15 protein-coding genes are annotated in these 16,244 nt (G+C 58.2%); 13 read left to right on the forward strand and 2 right to left on the reverse strand.

The window, feature by feature from the left end:
* Positions 1-10: 10 nt before the first annotated feature.
* The 8 genes from ACYVIS_RS12575 (at position 11) to ACYVIS_RS12610 (ending at position 9,703) form a co-directional block, all read left to right on the forward strand.
* Positions 11-1,171, forward strand: a complete 1,161-nt coding sequence (locus ACYVIS_RS12575) for an ATP phosphoribosyltransferase regulatory subunit (RefSeq protein ID WP_232743453.1) — start codon at positions 11-13, stop codon at positions 1,169-1,171.
* A gap of 81 nt (positions 1,172-1,252) precedes the next feature.
* Positions 1,253-2,548 (forward strand): adenylosuccinate synthase, encoded by a 1,296-nt coding sequence (locus ACYVIS_RS12580; protein ID WP_232743452.1) that lies wholly within the window; start codon positions 1,253-1,255, stop codon positions 2,546-2,548.
* Positions 2,549-2,727: 179 nt separating this feature from the next.
* Positions 2,728-3,270, forward strand: coding sequence for a phosphoribosyltransferase (locus ACYVIS_RS12585; protein WP_232743451.1), 543 nt, complete (start codon positions 2,728-2,730; stop codon positions 3,268-3,270).
* 71 nt (positions 3,271-3,341) lie between these two features.
* A complete protein-coding gene (gene rpsU, locus ACYVIS_RS12590) occupies positions 3,342-3,554 on the forward strand; it encodes a 30S ribosomal protein S21 (protein ID WP_013742464.1) in 213 nt (70 codons plus the stop codon).
* Positions 3,551-5,455: a DNA primase gene (gene dnaG, locus ACYVIS_RS12595; RefSeq protein WP_460874107.1), complete on the forward strand. Its 1,905-nt coding sequence runs from the start codon at positions 3,551-3,553 to the stop codon at positions 5,453-5,455. Before rpsU ends, dnaG begins: the two co-directional genes overlap by 4 nt.
* A gap of 266 nt (positions 5,456-5,721) precedes the next feature.
* Entirely contained in the window at positions 5,722-7,998 is a 2,277-nt protein-coding gene (gene rpoD / locus ACYVIS_RS12600; RefSeq protein ID WP_232743449.1) for an RNA polymerase sigma factor RpoD, read from the forward strand.
* A 137-nt stretch (positions 7,999-8,135) separates the two neighbouring features.
* Positions 8,136-9,080: a pirin family protein gene (locus ACYVIS_RS12605; RefSeq protein ID WP_460874108.1), complete on the forward strand. Its 945-nt coding sequence runs from the start codon at positions 8,136-8,138 to the stop codon at positions 9,078-9,080.
* Positions 9,081-9,157: 77 nt separating this feature from the next.
* Complete coding sequence (locus ACYVIS_RS12610) at positions 9,158-9,703, forward strand: NADPH-dependent FMN reductase (RefSeq protein ID WP_232743447.1); 546 nt, start codon at positions 9,158-9,160, stop codon at positions 9,701-9,703.
* Positions 9,704-10,604: 901 nt separating this feature from the next.
* Here ACYVIS_RS12610 and ACYVIS_RS12615 read toward each other — a convergent pair.
* Both ACYVIS_RS12615 and ACYVIS_RS12620 read right to left on the reverse strand, forming a co-directional pair.
* The gene (locus tag ACYVIS_RS12615) at positions 10,605-11,396 is read right to left on the reverse strand and encodes an IclR family transcriptional regulator (protein ID WP_460874109.1); all 792 of its coding nucleotides are present in this window, start codon (positions 11,394-11,396) and stop codon (positions 10,605-10,607) included.
* A complete protein-coding gene (locus ACYVIS_RS12620; protein WP_460874110.1) occupies positions 11,393-12,031 on the reverse strand; it encodes a flavin reductase family protein in 639 nt (212 codons plus the stop codon). Before ACYVIS_RS12620 ends, ACYVIS_RS12615 begins: the two co-directional genes overlap by 4 nt.
* Positions 12,032-12,325: 294 nt before the next feature.
* Between ACYVIS_RS12620 and ACYVIS_RS12625 the strand changes: the two genes are divergently transcribed.
* From ACYVIS_RS12625 to hpaH, 5 genes are read left to right on the forward strand one after another with little or no spacing between them, the layout of a single operon-like run.
* Positions 12,326-13,270: a Bug family tripartite tricarboxylate transporter substrate binding protein gene (locus ACYVIS_RS12625; protein ID WP_460874136.1), complete on the forward strand. Its 945-nt coding sequence runs from the start codon at positions 12,326-12,328 to the stop codon at positions 13,268-13,270.
* A gap of 30 nt (positions 13,271-13,300) precedes the next feature.
* On the forward strand, positions 13,301-13,681 hold the full coding sequence (locus ACYVIS_RS12630; RefSeq protein ID WP_460874111.1) for a RidA family protein: 381 nt from the start codon (positions 13,301-13,303) through the stop codon (positions 13,679-13,681).
* Positions 13,682-13,690: 9 nt separating this feature from the next.
* Positions 13,691-14,563: an amidohydrolase family protein gene (locus tag ACYVIS_RS12635; RefSeq protein ID WP_460874112.1), complete on the forward strand. Its 873-nt coding sequence runs from the start codon at positions 13,691-13,693 to the stop codon at positions 14,561-14,563.
* Positions 14,560-15,420 (forward strand): fumarylacetoacetate hydrolase family protein, encoded by an 861-nt coding sequence (locus ACYVIS_RS12640; RefSeq protein WP_460874113.1) that lies wholly within the window; start codon positions 14,560-14,562, stop codon positions 15,418-15,420. The genes ACYVIS_RS12635 and ACYVIS_RS12640 overlap by 4 nt, the downstream gene beginning before the upstream one ends.
* 8 nt (positions 15,421-15,428) lie before the next feature.
* Positions 15,429-16,211, forward strand: a complete 783-nt coding sequence (hpaH, locus tag ACYVIS_RS12645; protein WP_460874114.1) for a 2-oxo-hept-4-ene-1,7-dioate hydratase — start codon at positions 15,429-15,431, stop codon at positions 16,209-16,211.
* Positions 16,212-16,244: the final 33 nt, after the last annotated feature.

A 16,244-nucleotide genomic window follows, 5' to 3' on the forward strand; every position in this document is an offset into this window, starting at 1 on the left:
AGAACGACATATGTCCAATTGGTTGTTGCCAGAAAGCCTGGCCGATATTCTTCCCGCCGAGGCTCGCCGCATAGAAGAACTGCGACGCGATTTGCTGGATTTGTACCGCACGTACGGGTTCGAGCTTGTGGCTCCGCCTCTGGTGGAATACATAGACTCCTTGCTTACGGGGACCGGCGGCGATCTCAATTTGCGCACCTGCAAGCTGGTTGACCAGCTCTCCGGCCGCACTCTGGGAGTGCGCGCCGACATGACACCGCAGGTGTCGCGTATTGACGCCCATTTACTGAATCGCGAGGGGGTTACCAGGCTTTGCTATTGCGGTTCAGTGCTGCATGCCCGGCCGGCGGGGCTGCTGTCCGATCGCGAGTTATTGCAAATTGGCGCCGAATTATTCGGCCATGCCGGCGTCGAGGCCGACATCGAAATCATCCAGCTTGCCTTCGAAAGCGTAAGGCGCGCCGGTGTCGACAACGCCAGACTGGACCTGAGCCATCCGGGGGTGGCGCATGCCATTATCGATGCGGATCCGGCCCTGGCCGGCTCGGCCGACGAGATCTTCGCGCTGCTCAGCATCAAGGACGTACCCGGCCTGGTCGAGCTAAGTAAGCGTTTGCCCGATATGCAAGACGCCAGCTTGCAGGCATTATTGGTGCTTCCGTCTTTGTATGGCGGGGTCGAAGTGCTTGCGCGGGCCAAAAGCGCCTTGCCCGGACTGCCTGCCGTGCATGCGGCATTGGCCAACCTCGAAACCCTTGTGCATGCCATGCCCAAGTACGAATTCGGCATCGATCTGGCCGATCTGGGCAGCGGATATGGCTACCACTCCGGTGTTGTGTTTTCAATTTATGCCGAAGGCTGGCACGATGCCCTGGTCAAGGGCGGTCGCTACGACGGCATAGGCAGGGCCTTCGGCCGGGCCCGGCCGGCAACGGGGTTCAGCCTCGATTTGCGCAAGCTGTCGTCCGGGCTCGAGGCGCCTGCCGTGGCCAAGGCGGTCCGGGCCCCCTGGGGCACCGATCCTTTGCTGGTCGATGCCCTGCGCGCCTTGCGCGAGGCGGGCGAGATCGTGGTCCAGGCCTTGCCTGGGCAGTCGCAGCGGCTGGATGAATTCATCGTTGATCGGGAACTGGTTCTCGAAAACGGGGCATGGAAGGTAAGAGCGATTTAGCATGCCGGGCTGTCGGCTTTATCGTGTGGTTTAAACCCTTTTTAGTCTATACATACGGCTAAAACTTTTTTGATACGTAACATGAGCAAGAATATTGTGGTGATCGGCACTCAGTGGGGTGACGAAGGGAAAGGGAAAATCGTTGACTGGCTTGCCGAGTCGGCTCAAGGGGTCGTGCGTTTCCAGGGCGGACATAATGCCGGCCATACGCTGTGGATCAATGGCAAGAAAACCATATTGCGCCTGATTCCATCGGGAATCATGCACCCCAATCTGACCTGCTATATCGGCAACGGCGTGGTTCTTTCGCCCGAAGCCTTGTTGAAGGAAATCGCCGAGCTCGAAGAGGCCGGTCTCGATGTCCGTTCGCGTCTGCAGATATCTCCGGCTTGCCCACTGATTTTGCCTTATCACATTGCCGTCGACCAGGCGCGCGAGGTGCACAAAGGGGCGGGCAAGATCGGTACCACGGGCCGCGGCATTGGGCCTGCCTACGAAGACAAGGTCGCGCGCCGCGCTTTGCGGGTACAAGACCTGTACGACCCGGCCGTGTTCGACGACAAGCTGGCCGAGGCGCTCGACTATCACAACTTTGTGCTGACCCAGTACCTGGGGGCCAAGGCGGTTTCCGCCGACGAGGTGCGTGAACAGGCCATGTCCCTGGCTCCCGCCATCCAGCCCATGGTCGCCGACGTATCCGGCAACCTGCATATAGCCCAGCGGTCCGGCCACAACCTCCTGTTCGAAGGAGCGCAGGGCTCCCTGCTCGATATCGATCACGGCACCTATCCGTTCGTGACCAGCAGCAACTGCGTGTCGGGTGCCGCCGCCGCCGGAGCCGGCGTCGGGCCACAATCCCTCCACTATGTGCTGGGAATTGCCAAGGCCTACACCACGCGCGTCGGATCGGGTCCTTTCCCCAGCGAACTTCTCGATGAAACCGGCGCGCACCTGGCGACGGTCGGCAAAGAGTTCGGGTCGGTTACCGGGCGGCCTCGCCGTTGCGGCTGGTTCGATGGCGCCGCCATGAAGCGTTCGGTCATGATCAATGGCATTTCGGGGCTGTGCATCACCAAGCTCGATGTGCTCGATGGCCTCGAACATATAAAAATCGGTGTGGGATACCGCTACCGGGGCGAGTTTCTCGATTTGCTTCCCTACGGCGCCCACGCTGTGGCCGAAGCCGAGCCTGTGCTCGAAGAAATGGCGGGCTGGTCCGAATCGACAGTGGGCATTACCGAATACGACAAATTGCCTATCAATGCACGCCGTTACCTCGAGCGCATCTCCGACGTGTGCGAGGTGCCTATCGATATGGTTTCCACAGGCCCCGATCGCCTGGAAACCATCGTGTTGCGGCATCCCTTCAAAGGTTGAGGCATGGCGTTGGCCTGCGGGCCGACGCCGGAATATCCGGTTTCGATCGAACCCCCGCTTGTCGCCGATCGGGGGTTTCGTTCTTTTCGCCTCGGGTATTGTGCCTGCCTGCGGCGTCTTGCTTATTGTGCTTGGCCAAATGAGGCGGCTAAAATCGCGTATCTACAGGAGTTATCTACATGAGTTTGCCCCCAAGCACGGATCGCGATCTTTGGGTTAGCTGGGACCAATATAACGGCCTGGTCGAGCGGCTTGCCCTGAATGTCCACGAAGCTGGCTGGCAGTTCGACAATATAGTGTGCCTGGCCCGCGGAGGTGTGCGCGTGGGCGATGTGCTTTCACGCATTTTCGATGTGCCGCTGGGCATCCTGGCTACCAGCAGCTATCGCGAGGCGGCCGGTACGCAGCAGGGGCAGCTCGATATCGCCCAGTTCATCACGATTACCCGCGGCACTCTCGAAGGAAGGGTGTTGCTGGTCGACGACATGGTGGACACGGGCCTTACCTTCATCAAGGTGGGAGAACACTTGCGCTCGCAGTTTCCGGCAATCACCGAGCTCAAGAGCGCGGTGTTATGGTGGAAAGGCCACGCCAGGGCAACGCCCGATTACTTTGTCGAGAAACTCCCGACCAATCCCTGGATTCATCAGCCATTTGAAGATTACGATAGTTTGCGGCCTCATCAGCTCGAGGCCTGGGTGAGAAAAGGTGTCCGCAATTAGGTGTTTCGTGTTAAACTCTTTGGTTGTCGTTTACATCATTTATTTTTAACTAATTTAATACAAAAGACTACATGCCTATCGTTCGTCTGAAAGAAAACGAGCCCTTCGAAGCCGCCTTGCGCCGCTTCAAGCGCACTATCGAGAAAATCGGCCTCTTGACCGAGCTGCGTTCGCGTGAGTTCTACGAAAAGCCTACGGCTGAGCGTAAGCGCAAGCATGCTGCGGCCGTCAAGCGCCATTACAAGCGTATTCGCAGCCAACAGCTGCCTCCGCGCCTGTATTGATCCCTGAATCATTTGTTCAGGACCTGCTCGCCCGAGTTGATGTTGTTGACGTCGTCGGGCGATATGTACAGCTGCGCAAGGGCGGAGCCAATCTGCTTGGCTTGTGCCCGTTTCATAACGAAAAAAGTCCGTCTTTTACCGTAAGTCCGACCAAGCAGTTTTACCACTGCTTTGGCTGCGGCGCCCACGGTAGCGCTATTACATTTTTAATCGAGCACACCGGGGCCAGCTTCCCGGAAGCGGTGCGTTCCCTGGCTGCAGCCGTTGGCATGACGGTGCCTGAAGAATCCCGCAGCCCGCAGCAGCGCGCGGCGTCCCAGCGCCACAAGGAAGAAGTTTCACGCCAGCAGCAAATACTGGATCTGGCGCAAGCGCATTATTTGCGTGAGCTCAAGGCGTCTCCAGCGGCGATTCGCTACCTGAAACAGAGGGCGCTTAGCGGCCAGATTGCCGCGCGTTTTGGCCTGGGCTGGTCGGGAACCGATCGCCGTGGCCTGGCCAGCGTCTTTCCCCACTATGAAGATCCGCTCCTGATCGAGTCCGGACTGGTGATTGAGTCCGAAGACGGACGTCGGTACGACCGGTTCCGCGAACGGATCATGTTTCCCATTCGCAATACGCGTGGGAACCTGATCGGGTTTGGCGGACGCATCATTGGCAAAGGCGAGCCCAAGTATCTGAATTCGCCTGAAACTTCACTGTTTTCAAAAGGCCATGAATTGTATGGCATGTGGGAAGGGCGCACGGGTATACGGTCTGAAGGCTATGTGCTGGTGGTCGAAGGGTACATGGATGTGGTCGGGCTGGCGCAGCAGGGCGTAGAGAACGCGGTTGCCACGCTGGGCACGGCAACGACCTCGCAGCATATCCGAAAATTGTTGCGTACAAGCGACAAGATTATTTTCAGTTTCGATGGCGACGCGGCAGGCCGCCGTGCGGCCTGGCGTGCCCTGCAGGCCTCTTTGCCAATGCTGCGCGACGATGTGTCGGTCCGGTTCCTGTTTTTGCCCGCCGAGCATGATCCGGATTCCTACGTGCGTGAATTCGGTGCCGAGGCTTTTCGCGCCGCCGTGGGCGAGGCCGTGCCCTTGTCGCGGTTCATGCTGGAAGAGTTGGCCGGGCGTCATCCCATGGACGAAGCCGAGGGGCGTGCTGCGTGCGTGCACGAGGCCAAGCCGCTGCTGGCGATGCTGCCGGAAGGCACTACGCTGCGCATGCAGATTGAACGTGAATTTGCCAAGCGGGTGCAGCTTACTCCGGAAGAACTGGCTGCAATGCTGGCCGCCATGCCGGCTCCCAAGCCTTTGGCTGTGCCGGCGGCGCCCCGCGAAACCGGGATATCGGGCGGCGATGCACCGCCCGAGTGGGCCGATATACCTGTTTTTGCCGCTGACGATAGTGAACCCTATAGTCCCAATGTTTCGGCTGGCCGGGGCCGCGCAAACCGCGCAGCGCCGACCGGTAATAACCGCCGTTCGGTCACTCCCATGGCGAAGCGTTTGTTGCGCCTGCTGCTGGCGCATCCTGAACTGGTCAACAGTCTGGGCGACCAACAGCTTGAAATTCTGGAGCAGGGCCCCCATCTGGTACTTGTCAGGGAGCTGATCGTCCTGGCCCATACCAGCGGTGCCCGGCACGTGGGTGCCTTGTTCCAGGCCGCCGATCCCGAATCCGATCTGGCTGGCGTATTGAGCTCCCTGTCGACCGAATTGCTCGATCAGGACGATTTGCCGGATCCGCAAACCGAGTGGAACGACGCTTTGCATCGTATCGAGCTCGAGGCCATCAAGGCCGAGCAATCCGCCCTGATACAGTCCGGTTTGCAAGACGATGCCGCCCGCAAGCGGTATCAGGAATTGACGCGACGAATTGCGCTGTTAAATAATGCCTCTTCGCGCTAATTATTGTAAAATAGAGAGTTTTCGCAGGGTCTTTGCATATTGTTGTGGCTCTTTGCCGCCACGCCATCGCCGAGTGATGGTGTTTTGAATTCGAAGCTCCCCCGTGCCTTGCAACCATAGTGTCAAGGAATTCCAAATTACGGGCTTCGCGTTCAACATCCGAATTCTGCTCTTTATGCCGAGTCTCTGTGATAAGTAAGTTCTGCCCTGCAACATTCGGTTGGCATTTTGACTAACCGAGTGCGTTTGCGCCTACGGAAGCGACTATGACCCAAGCTACTGGTAAAACCTCTTTGGCGGCTGAGAAAAACGCCGCAAAAAAAACTAGAACTGCCGCTGCGACCAAAAGTGTCGACAAGGCTGCAGTCAAGGTAAAGGGGGCCGCTAAGGCCGATACGGCTGTCGATACCAAAGCCGCAGTGAAAAAAGCACCTGCCAAACAGGAAGCGGTAAAAAAAGCGGCTGCTAAAAAAGCGGCAGGGGCCGGTGAGTCCGGAAAAACCGAAAAAGCGCCCAAAGCTGCCGCTGCTCGCCCGATTCCCAGCGGACGCCGCCCCGGTCGCCCCGCAAAGAATGCCAACAACGATGCGCCCGATTTCGGCGACGACGACGTTGAAGGCGAGGCCGAAGTCATTCCCGATCTCAAACCCTTGCCCAAGCGCGGTGGAAAACGTGCCAAGGCCGACAAGGATGCGCCTGCGCGCAATCAGATGACGCCCGAAGAGCAGGAGGCTCGCCGCAACCGGCTCAAGGTCCTGATCAAGCTGGGCAAAGACCGCGGCTACCTGACTTATGGCGAGATCAACGATCACCTGCCCGACGACCTGGTCGATGCCGAGGCCATCGATGGCATTATCAGCACATTCAGCGACATGGGGATTTCGGTTTACGACCAGGCTCCCGATGCTGAAACGCTGCTCCTGAGCGACAATGCTCCAGTGGCCTCCAACGACGACGATGTCGAAGACGAAGCCGAAGCCGCGCTGACGACCGTGGATTCCGATTTCGGTCGCACGACCGATCCGGTGCGCATGTACATGCGTGAAATGGGTACGGTCGAATTGCTGACTCGCGAAGGCGAAATCGAGATCGCCAAGCGCATTGAAGATGGCCTCAAGCACATGGTCATGGCGATTGCCGCGTGCCCGACCACGGTCAACGAAATCCTCAATCACATTCAGCGCGTGCGTGAAGGTACGGCGCAAATCGATGAAATCGTCGATGGCCTGATCGACCAGGAAGGCGAAGAATACGCGGGTGCGGGCGTCACGGTGGAAAGCGACGAGAACGAAGACGGCCCGGCGGGCGGCATGAGCAGCAAGCAGCTTGAAGACTTGCGCGTGAAGTCGCTTAAAAAATTCGAGGTGATTGCCGACTGGTTCGAAAAAATGCGCAGGGCCTTCGAAAAAGAAGGCTACGAAGCGCATTCCTATATCCAGGCCCAGGAAGCGATCCTGAGCGAACTGATCGGCATACGCTTTACGGCGAAAATGGTCGAAAGGCTTGCCGATACGCTGCGCGATCAGGTTGCCGAAGTGCGCAAGCTCGAACGCGCCGTGCTGCATACCTGCGTCGATCGCGCCGGCATGCCGCGCGCCTATTTCATCAAGGCCTTTCCCGGCAACGAAACCAATCTCGACTGGGTGCTGGCCGAGGTGGCCGCCAACCATGCGTATTCCGAAACGCTCGAACGTCATATCCCGGCGGTACAGGAGCTGCAGCAAAAGCTTATCGATTTGCAGGTCAGCGTCGTGCTGCCCCTGAAAGATCTGAAGGACGTCAACAAACGCATGGCTACCGGCGAGGCCAAGGCACGCAAAGCCAAGCGCGAAATGACCGAGGCCAACTTGCGTCTGGTAATTTCCATTGCCAAGAAATATACCAATCGCGGTCTGCAGTTCCTGGATCTGATCCAGGAGGGCAATATCGGCCTTATGAAGGCGGTTGATAAATTCGAATACCGTCGCGGCTACAAGTTTTCCACCTATGCGACATGGTGGATACGCCAGGCCATCACGCGCTCCATTGCCGATCAGGCCCGCACGATCCGGATTCCGGTTCACATGATCGAAACGATCAATAAAATGAACCGCATCAATCGCCAGATTCTGCAGGAAACCGGCGCCGAGCCCGATCCCGCTACGCTGGCGCAAAAAATGGATATGCCTGAAGACAAGGTGCGCAAGATCCTCAAGATCGCCAAAGAGCCTATCTCCATGGAAACCCCCATAGGCGATGACGACGATTCGCATCTGGGCGATTTCATTGAAGATACGGGCACTCTGTCTCCGTCCGAGTTTGCCTTGCATGGTTCCATGCGCGACGTCGTCAAGGAGGTCCTCGATTCGCTTACTCCACGCGAAGCCAAGGTCCTGCGCATGCGCTTCGGCATTGAAATGAGCACCGACCAGACCCTGGAAGAAGTCGGCAAGCAGTTCGACGTGACTCGCGAACGTATCCGTCAGATAGAAGCCAAGGCTCTGCGCAAATTGCGTCACCCCAGTCGGGCCGACAAGCTCAAGAGCTTTTTGGAAGGGCAGTAAGCAGCGCGCGGTAATTCGTTAGGCTCTGGACGATCAGGCCCCTGTCGAGTCGCCCAGAGTAGAATCCCAGATAGCCTTGTACGGTATCTGGGATTTTTTATGCGCCCCGGCCGCCGGAACCTCAATTGGAGTAAGCAATGAGCAAGCCCGACCCCAGTATTGCAGCCGTATCGCAAACAGCATCGACCAATGGAAATTTCCAGGCACTGCAGCGGATCGGCGCGCGCATTGCCGATGTAGGCGGCATTCCGGTTGCCCGGGCGCTGCCGTCGCGACAGCGCCGCCTGGTGGGCGCGTGGTGCTTTCTGGATCACGCCGGCCCTGCCGATTTTGCGAAAGGCGAGCCTGGCATGCAGGTGGGGCCGCATCCCCATATCGGCCTGCAGACCTTCACCTGGATGATAGAAGGCGAGGTCTTGCACACCGATAGTCTGGGCAACAGCCAGGTCATACGTCCGGGCCAGGTGAATCTCATGACGGCCGGCCGCGGCATTGCGCATGCCGAGCAATCCTTGCCTGGGCAGGCTCGTTTGCATGCCGCCCAGCTCTGGATTGCCCTGCCTGCTGAACACAGCCAGATCGCCCCGGCTTTTGATCACTATCCCCATTTGCCCAGCTGGACCGAGCAAAGCGTGGCCTGCACTCTGCTTGTTGGCGAGTTCAACGGGCATACGGCGCCGGCGCGCACCTTTTCTCCTTTGCTGGGAGTCGAGCTATTGGCTTCGGAGCCGGCTTCCCTGACATTGCCATTGAGGCCGGATTTCGAATACGCCATGCTGCCGCTTGAAGGTTCGCTGCAAGTCGGCACGGAAGCCATAGGCTTGAACGAATTGGCGTATCTGGGCATCGGACGCAGCAGCGTCGAGTTCAGCATGTCGCGCGGCGGGCGCGTTTTGATGGTGGGTGGCGAGCCCTTGAACGAAGAAATCCTGATCTGGTGGAATTTTGTCGGGCACGACAAAGTTGAAATAGCCAGAGCGCAGCACGACTGGGAACGCGGCGGCGAGCGGTACGGGAATGTGGCGGGCCTTTCCGGGCCGCGCCTGATGCCGCCGCCGCTGCCATGGCCCGGTATTGAATGATTACCCGGCGTTGGCCTGAATGCGGATAAACTTGCCCGCAACAACAACGCCTGTTACTTGGAAAGGAATTTGTCATCATGAGTAAACACATAGCCGTCATCGTAGGCAGCCTGCGTCGGGATTCCCTCAATCGCAAAGCGGCGCAGGCCCTGATCCGGCTGGCGCCTCCGTCGCTGACACTCGAAATAGTCGAGATAGGTGGGTTGGCGCTCTACAACCAGGATTTCGATCTGGAACCGCCTTCGGCTCCTTATACCGAATTTCGCCAGAAAATCCTGGATGCCGACGGCATCATTTTTGTCACGCCTGAGCATAATCGTTCGATGCCCGCTGCCATGAAAAATGCCGTAGATATCGGATCCAGGCCATCCGGCCATAGCGTCTGGAATAAAAAGCCTGGCGCGATCCTCAGCGCTTCGCCCTCTTTGCAGGGCGGATTCGGCGCCAGCCATCACTTGCGCCAGTCGCTGGCCTGCCTGAATGTGTATTGCATGGGGCAGCCCGAAACGTATTTGAGCCAGGCGCATTTGCTGTTCGACGAGGCGGGTGTGCCAAGCAAGGATGGCAATGTCTACCTGCAGCGTTTTATCGACGCCTATGCGGATTGGATCGGTAAGTTCTAATCAAAGGCTGCTGAGCGCCGCGGATTATCGGAGAGGTGGCTTGCCTTGTGTGCTGTTTGATCAATGTGTTTACGGGATTCGATGTTTTGGTCGCTTTGGTATTTACGGTTTGGTATTTGAAGACGCCGTCTATCGGGGCTTGGGGTCAGGGCCGGCACGGCGTGCTTGATCCGGATCTACCTCGTCCAGGCGGGCGTCGGGCGAACTCGCCCAGCCTCGCGAGGCTGGGCTCAGACAGCGCCCGCCGAAGGCCCCCGCCTTCCCTACGGTAGCATCCGGCGCACGCCTTACGCCGGCCCTGACCCCAAGCCCCGATAGACGGCTCGCGTTAGGGCATGCCTGGAATTGCATCACGGGATGCCCGGAATTTACCTGCTTGCACCTACTGTTAATGGGCCTGCATCAATAAAACCGGTAACGTGCGTGCACCCGTACCTTTATCACGTGGCCACATCTACCGAGATTGATGACTCGATTGACTAAATGCCCACAGCCCCAACGTATACCTCGATGCATGACCCTAACGCTGCTCTCTATGCATTGCCTCAACGCGAGCCGCAGGGTGGGCGGTGCTGTGTAGTCCGGCGGTAGTCCAGCGCCGGGTGCTGACGAAGGGAAGGCGGGGGCTTTCGGCGGGCGCTGTCTGAGCCCGGCCTCGCGAGGCCGGGCGAGTTCGCCCGACGCCCGCCTGGACGAGGCAGACCCGGGCAGTCGGCTAGCGCAGCTAGCCGACCGCTAGACGTGCCGGACTACACAGCACCGCCCACCCTGCGGCGTCTTTATAGAACTACACCCAGCCAACCCAGCCAACCCAGCCCAAAGCCACAGATCAAGCCTAAAAACAGCTCAAAACAAAAGTCACTGAAACACGTCCAGCCCCGTAAACATTTGAAAGAATGCGCTAATGGTTTACTTCGGCATGGTGCCGCGCTATCAAGCGCGCCTGTTCCTGCATCATGCCCAGCACGACTGGCAGGCGTTGCGGGTTGAGCCGCTCGGCCATCGCCGTAATGGTTACCGCGGCTAGAGGCTCGCCGCTTTTGGCCCGCACCGGAATCGCCAGGGCGCTGGTACCTGCCATGACACCGGCAGCGGCGTAAGCATAGTCCGTTGCACGGGCAGTTCGAATACGCTCCAGCAATTCTTGCGGGTCCAGATGATGCACGGCCAGGCGGCGGGCATTCTCGTGCACGATGGCTTCGCTTTCCTCCTGGGTCAGGCACGAAAGCAGCGCCACTCCCGACACGCCGACTCCGAGCGGCCGGCGCACGCCGACTTCGATCGATAGCACCTGTATCGGATGATCGCCGGTTTTACGACCTATGCAAATCGAATCGTGGCCATGGCGCACGCTTAAAAATACCGTATCGCCCACCTGTTCCGCCAGTTTGTTCAGATAGGTGTCGGCAATCGTCAGCAAAGGGAATCGCTTGGTTCTGGCTATTCCCAATAGCGTCAGTTCAGGCCCGATAAGATAGTGCCGCGTATCGGAATGCTGTTCGACCGCGCCTTCTTCTATCAAGGCCTTCAGGATGCGGTGCACCGTGGGGCGGTTCAGACCGGACATCTGCACGATGTCGGTCAGCCTTACGCCGCGCTCCTGCCCGCAGGCCAGCAAGCGCAAAATAGCCATGGCGCGGCGCACGGTCTGCGCACCATGCGTGGTGTCCTTGTCGTCGACGGACTTGATCATTGCGGCTCGACTTTGGAGCCGATGATGGACTTGGGTGTTTGAGCTATGGGCTGCATGGATATGATTTCTCCCAGTGTGGCGTAATTGGGGCCGGCCAGGCGCGCGACAGGCCGCAATTGAGCCGTATCGATTTTGCCGTTATGCAGCAAGTCGTCACGCACGTGAAAAAGCATGATTTCACCAACATGGAATTCGGCACCCGTGTCGCCGAACGGCGTAACCGAATGCAGGCGGCACTCCATGCTGATAGGTGCGATAGCCAGGCGCGGCACCGCAATCGCCTGGCCTTTTATCAGTTCCAGGCCCAGCAGGGCCGCCTCGCTGATTTCCGGCGGATGTTCCACTGCGCTTTGATGAATGGCGTCAATCAGCGTGTCGTCGCCGATGTTGACGACAAACTCGCCGGTTTCGTGAATGTGGCGCGAGGTGTCTTTGCGGACCCCAGCTTTGCGGCCGATGTTGATGCCTATCATCGGTGGCTTGTTGGAAACGATGGTATAGCAGCTGAATGGCGCCAGGTTGATCAGCCCGGCGGTCGAGCGCGTACTTACCCAGGCAATGGGGCGCGGCACCACGATTCCTGTCAGGAGCTTGTAGGTTTGTTCGGGATTGATGTCTGTCGAGCGTATTTGCATTGAAGGTGCCCTTGAAAACGGTGGCTGATTCCCGTCCCGTGGATAGCCTGTTTGACGGAGTTATTTTAATGTCCACATTGTGACGAACTTAATTTGGCTGAAAATACGATTCTCAAATAAATCATAGGTTTTATGTTCTTATTTTATTTTTGTTTTGAATATTAGTCCAAATATCGGACTTTTTTTCGAAATGATTGTTGTCGTGACAGATGCCCATTGCTATCGTGATTCGCAGCACAACACAATAAGGAGACAGGCATGAAGGAGACAGGCATGAAAAAATTTGCATTGCTGATGATGTCGTTGGCATTGACGTATGGCATCAACGCCAACGCCGGACAATGGCCAAGCCAACCAGTCAAGATCGTCGTGCCATATCCACCGGGTGGCAATGTCGATGTGGCTGCCAGAATTATTGCGCCAGGTTTGCAAGAGGCGTTTGGCCAGCCTTTTATTGTGGAAAACAAGCCAGGGGCGGGCGGCATGATTGCCGGTGAATATGTGGCGCGCTCGGCGCCCGATGGATACACCTTGTTCATGGCCGCAAATGGACCTTTGCTTTACAGCCCGCTTATTTTCGGCCGCACTCCTTATCAATGGAAAAAGAGTTTCGAGCCTATCAGTTCCGTGTCGTATACACCTATGGTCTTGCAGGTGCGTCCCTCCCTGCCTGTCAAGACGGTGGCCGATTTGATTGCGCTGGCTAAAAAGGAGCCGGGTAAATTGAATATGGCGGCGCCAGGCGCCGGCACGAGCAATCATCTGGTCAGCGAGCTGCTGCAGTCGGTCACCGGAGCGCACTGGACTACCGTGCAGTACAAAGGCAATGCGCCGGCAATGACCGATCTGCTCGGCGGCCAGGTGGATTTCGATTTCGATCAGATTTCAGTCGCCTTGCCGTTCATCAAGCAGGGCAAGCTGCGCCCGCTGGCCGTCACGACCGACAAACGGGTAAAGTCCCTGCCCAATGTCCCCACTTTCGCCGAAGCCGGTGTCAAAGACATGGTGGCAACGACCTTCACCGGCCTGCTGGCTCCCAAGGGAACTCCCAAGGACGTTGTGGATCGCCTCAGCGCGGCCCTGCACAAGATACTCGGGCAGCAAGATGTCATAGATAAATTTGATGGGCTCGGCGCCGAAGCGCGTGCTGCCACGCCTCGGGAATTCACCGATTATCTCGCCAGCGAAGACGCCCGGTGGACTCCCATCATCAAGCGTGCGCATATCAGGGCCAATTGATTTTCAAGCTTAAGGATGGAGCGAGTCATCATGAAGAGAACCAGCGTGTATGCCCAGGGGTTCAGCCACAAGAATCCCATTCCGGCCGCCTGCCGAATCGGACAAATGCTTTATTCCGGCAGTATTCAAGGCACCGACCCTGCGACCGGAGCGTACGGGCCTTCCCTGGAAGCCCAGTGCGAGCTGATGTTCGCCCATGTACGGCGCATCGTCGAGGCCGGTGGAGGAACGACCGGCCATATCGTCAAAATGACGGTATGGATGAATGATCGCTCGCAGCGCGCGGCGTTGAATACGGTATGGCTGGCGATGTTTCCGGACCCCGCGGCCCGGCCCGCCCGCCACACCATGCAGGCCAGCCTCGATGGCGGGAAGCTTATTGAATGCGATTTTATTGCGGTCATTGATTGAGAGAGCGGCATGCCAGAATACCTACCCTTCAACCCTCATCCCAAAACGCCCAGCCCGCTGCCGCCGCCCCACAGCTGCGACAGCCAGTTCCATGTCTTCGGGCCGCGGGAAAAATATCCAATCCGCCCCGGTGCCGCTTATGAGATGCCTACGGCGACCATCGAGGTGGCGTTGCGGCTGCACAAGACACTGGGGATAGAGCGCGGGGTCATCGTGCAGGCTACGACCTATGGCGCGGACCACCAGATTGTGTTGGACGGCCTGGCCACGGCGGGGCCGAATTATCGGGGGTGCGCCAACGCGGCGGTCTTGCTGGAGCGGGATGACGCCTACCTGGATACTCTGCACCGGGCCGGGGTGCGCGGCGCGCGTTTCAGCCGGCAGGGGCTGGGCATCACCATGTCCGCAGCCGATTTCGATCGCGCCATCGGACGCGTCAGGGAACTGGGCTGGTATGCAAAGTTTCAGCCTGAACCCGGTGGCATCATGGATCAGGTTTCCCTGTTCGAATCGCTGGACATCCCGGTGATCATTGACCATATGGGGCGGGCCGACCCGTCCAAGGGGGCGCAAGACGCAAGCTTGCGCAAACTGGTCGAATTGCTGGGACGCGGCAATTTTTGGGTCATGCTGTCCTTGAGCGAGAAGCTCTCCAGGCAGGGATTCCCCTGGGACGACGTAGTGCCGGTGGCGCGTGCCTGTATCGGCGCGGCGCCCGATCGCGTCATATGGGGCAGCGATTGGCCGCATCCGGTATCGGTCAAGCAGCCTCCGAACGAAGGCGATCTGCTTGAACTGCTTTATCGTTATGCGCCGGATGCCGCGGTACTCAAGAAAATCCTGGTCGATAACCCTGCCGCATTGTTTGGATTCGATTCATGAAACTCATTTCGTATGAAGCACAAGGCAGGCGGCGTTTTGGCGTAGTGCGGGACGACAGTATTATCGACCTGACCGACAGGCTTGGGCCGGGGGTTTTCTCCTTGCGCGACGCACTGGCTGGCGATGGGCTCAAGCTTGTGCCGGGTATTGCTGACAAGGCCAAGCCCGAATTCTCCTTGAGTGAGGTGAAGTTGTTGCCGCCCATTCCGAGTCCCGAGAAGATTATTTGCGTGGGTGTCAACTATAGCCATCGCAATGAAGAATACAAAGACGGTTCCGCGGCACCCAAGTATCCCAGCGTGTTTCCAAGGTTTCCGGGGTCTTTTGTGGGGCACGGCAATGCGCTGATGCGGCCGCCCGAATCGGAACAGCTCGATTATGAAGGCGAGATCGCCCTGGTCATAGGCAAGCCCGGCCGCCGCATAGCGTTGGCAGACGCCGAGAGCCATATTGCCGGCTTGATGTGCCTCAATGAAGGGACTGTCCGCGATTGGGTCAGGCACGGCAAATTCAATGTGACCCAAGGGAAGAATTTCGATGCGAGCGGCGCCATGGGCCCTTGGCTGGCAACGGCAGATGAGTTCGAGCGTTATGACGATCTGGAGGTCATTACGCGCGTCAATGGCGAAGAACGTCAGCGCGACACCACGGCCAATCTGATGTTTTCATTTGGCTTCCTGATACATTACATCTCGACCTGGACCACACTGCGGCCGGGCGACATCATTTCCACCGGGACGCCTATCGGGGCGGGGGTCCGCTTCGATCCCCCCAGATTCCTGAAGGCGGGCGATGTCGTGGAGGTCGAGGTTCCCGGCTTGGGGGTATTGTCGAATGTGGTGGCTGACGAACAATAGGTGGAATCATGCTTAGCGATGCCGATATCACAGAAGCCGCCCGCCAGTTGATCGAGGCTGAGCGCGAGGCGAAGCCGATAACGCAGTTGGACAAAACCTTTCCTGGCATTGAGATCTCCGATTCGTACGCAATACAACGCGAAACGATTGCCGTCAAAATGGCGGCGGGCGCCAAATTGCGCGGCCATAAAATCGGCCTGACTTCCAAAGCCATGCAAGCCACCGTGGGAATTGACGAACCCGATTATGGGCATTTGCTGGACGATATGTTCCATCACGACGGCGATACCATTTGCGCCGATCGTTTTATTGTTCCCCGTGTCGAGGTGGAGCTTGCGTTTGTCCTGGGCAAGGCATTGAAAGGGCCTGGAGTGACTCTTTTCGACGTGCTGAGCGCCACCGACTATGTGCAGCCGGCTCTTGAGCTGATCGATGGACGCAGCCGGTACCCACGAAGAATTGTCGATAATATTGCAGACAATGCCGCCTCGGCCGGTGTTGTCCTGGGAGGGCGGACCGTGCGGCCGCTCGATGTCGATTTGCGCTGGGTGGCCGCGCTTTTATACAAAAATGCGGTTATTGAAGAGTCGGGCGTATCGGCCGCTGTGCTGGGCCATCCGGCAATGGGGATAGTATGGCTGGCGAATAAATTGGGTGCCTATGGCACCACACTGGAGGCGGGGCATATTCTGCTGGCGGGATCGTTCACCCGTACCGTGGCTGTCGCCAAAGGCGACACCATTCATGCCGACTATGGGCCCCTGGGCAGTATTTCGGTTCATTTTTCCTAGAGCTGAATACGAGGCACCCGGGCACACGGCTTG

The organism is Paralcaligenes ginsengisoli (assembly GCF_054781135.1).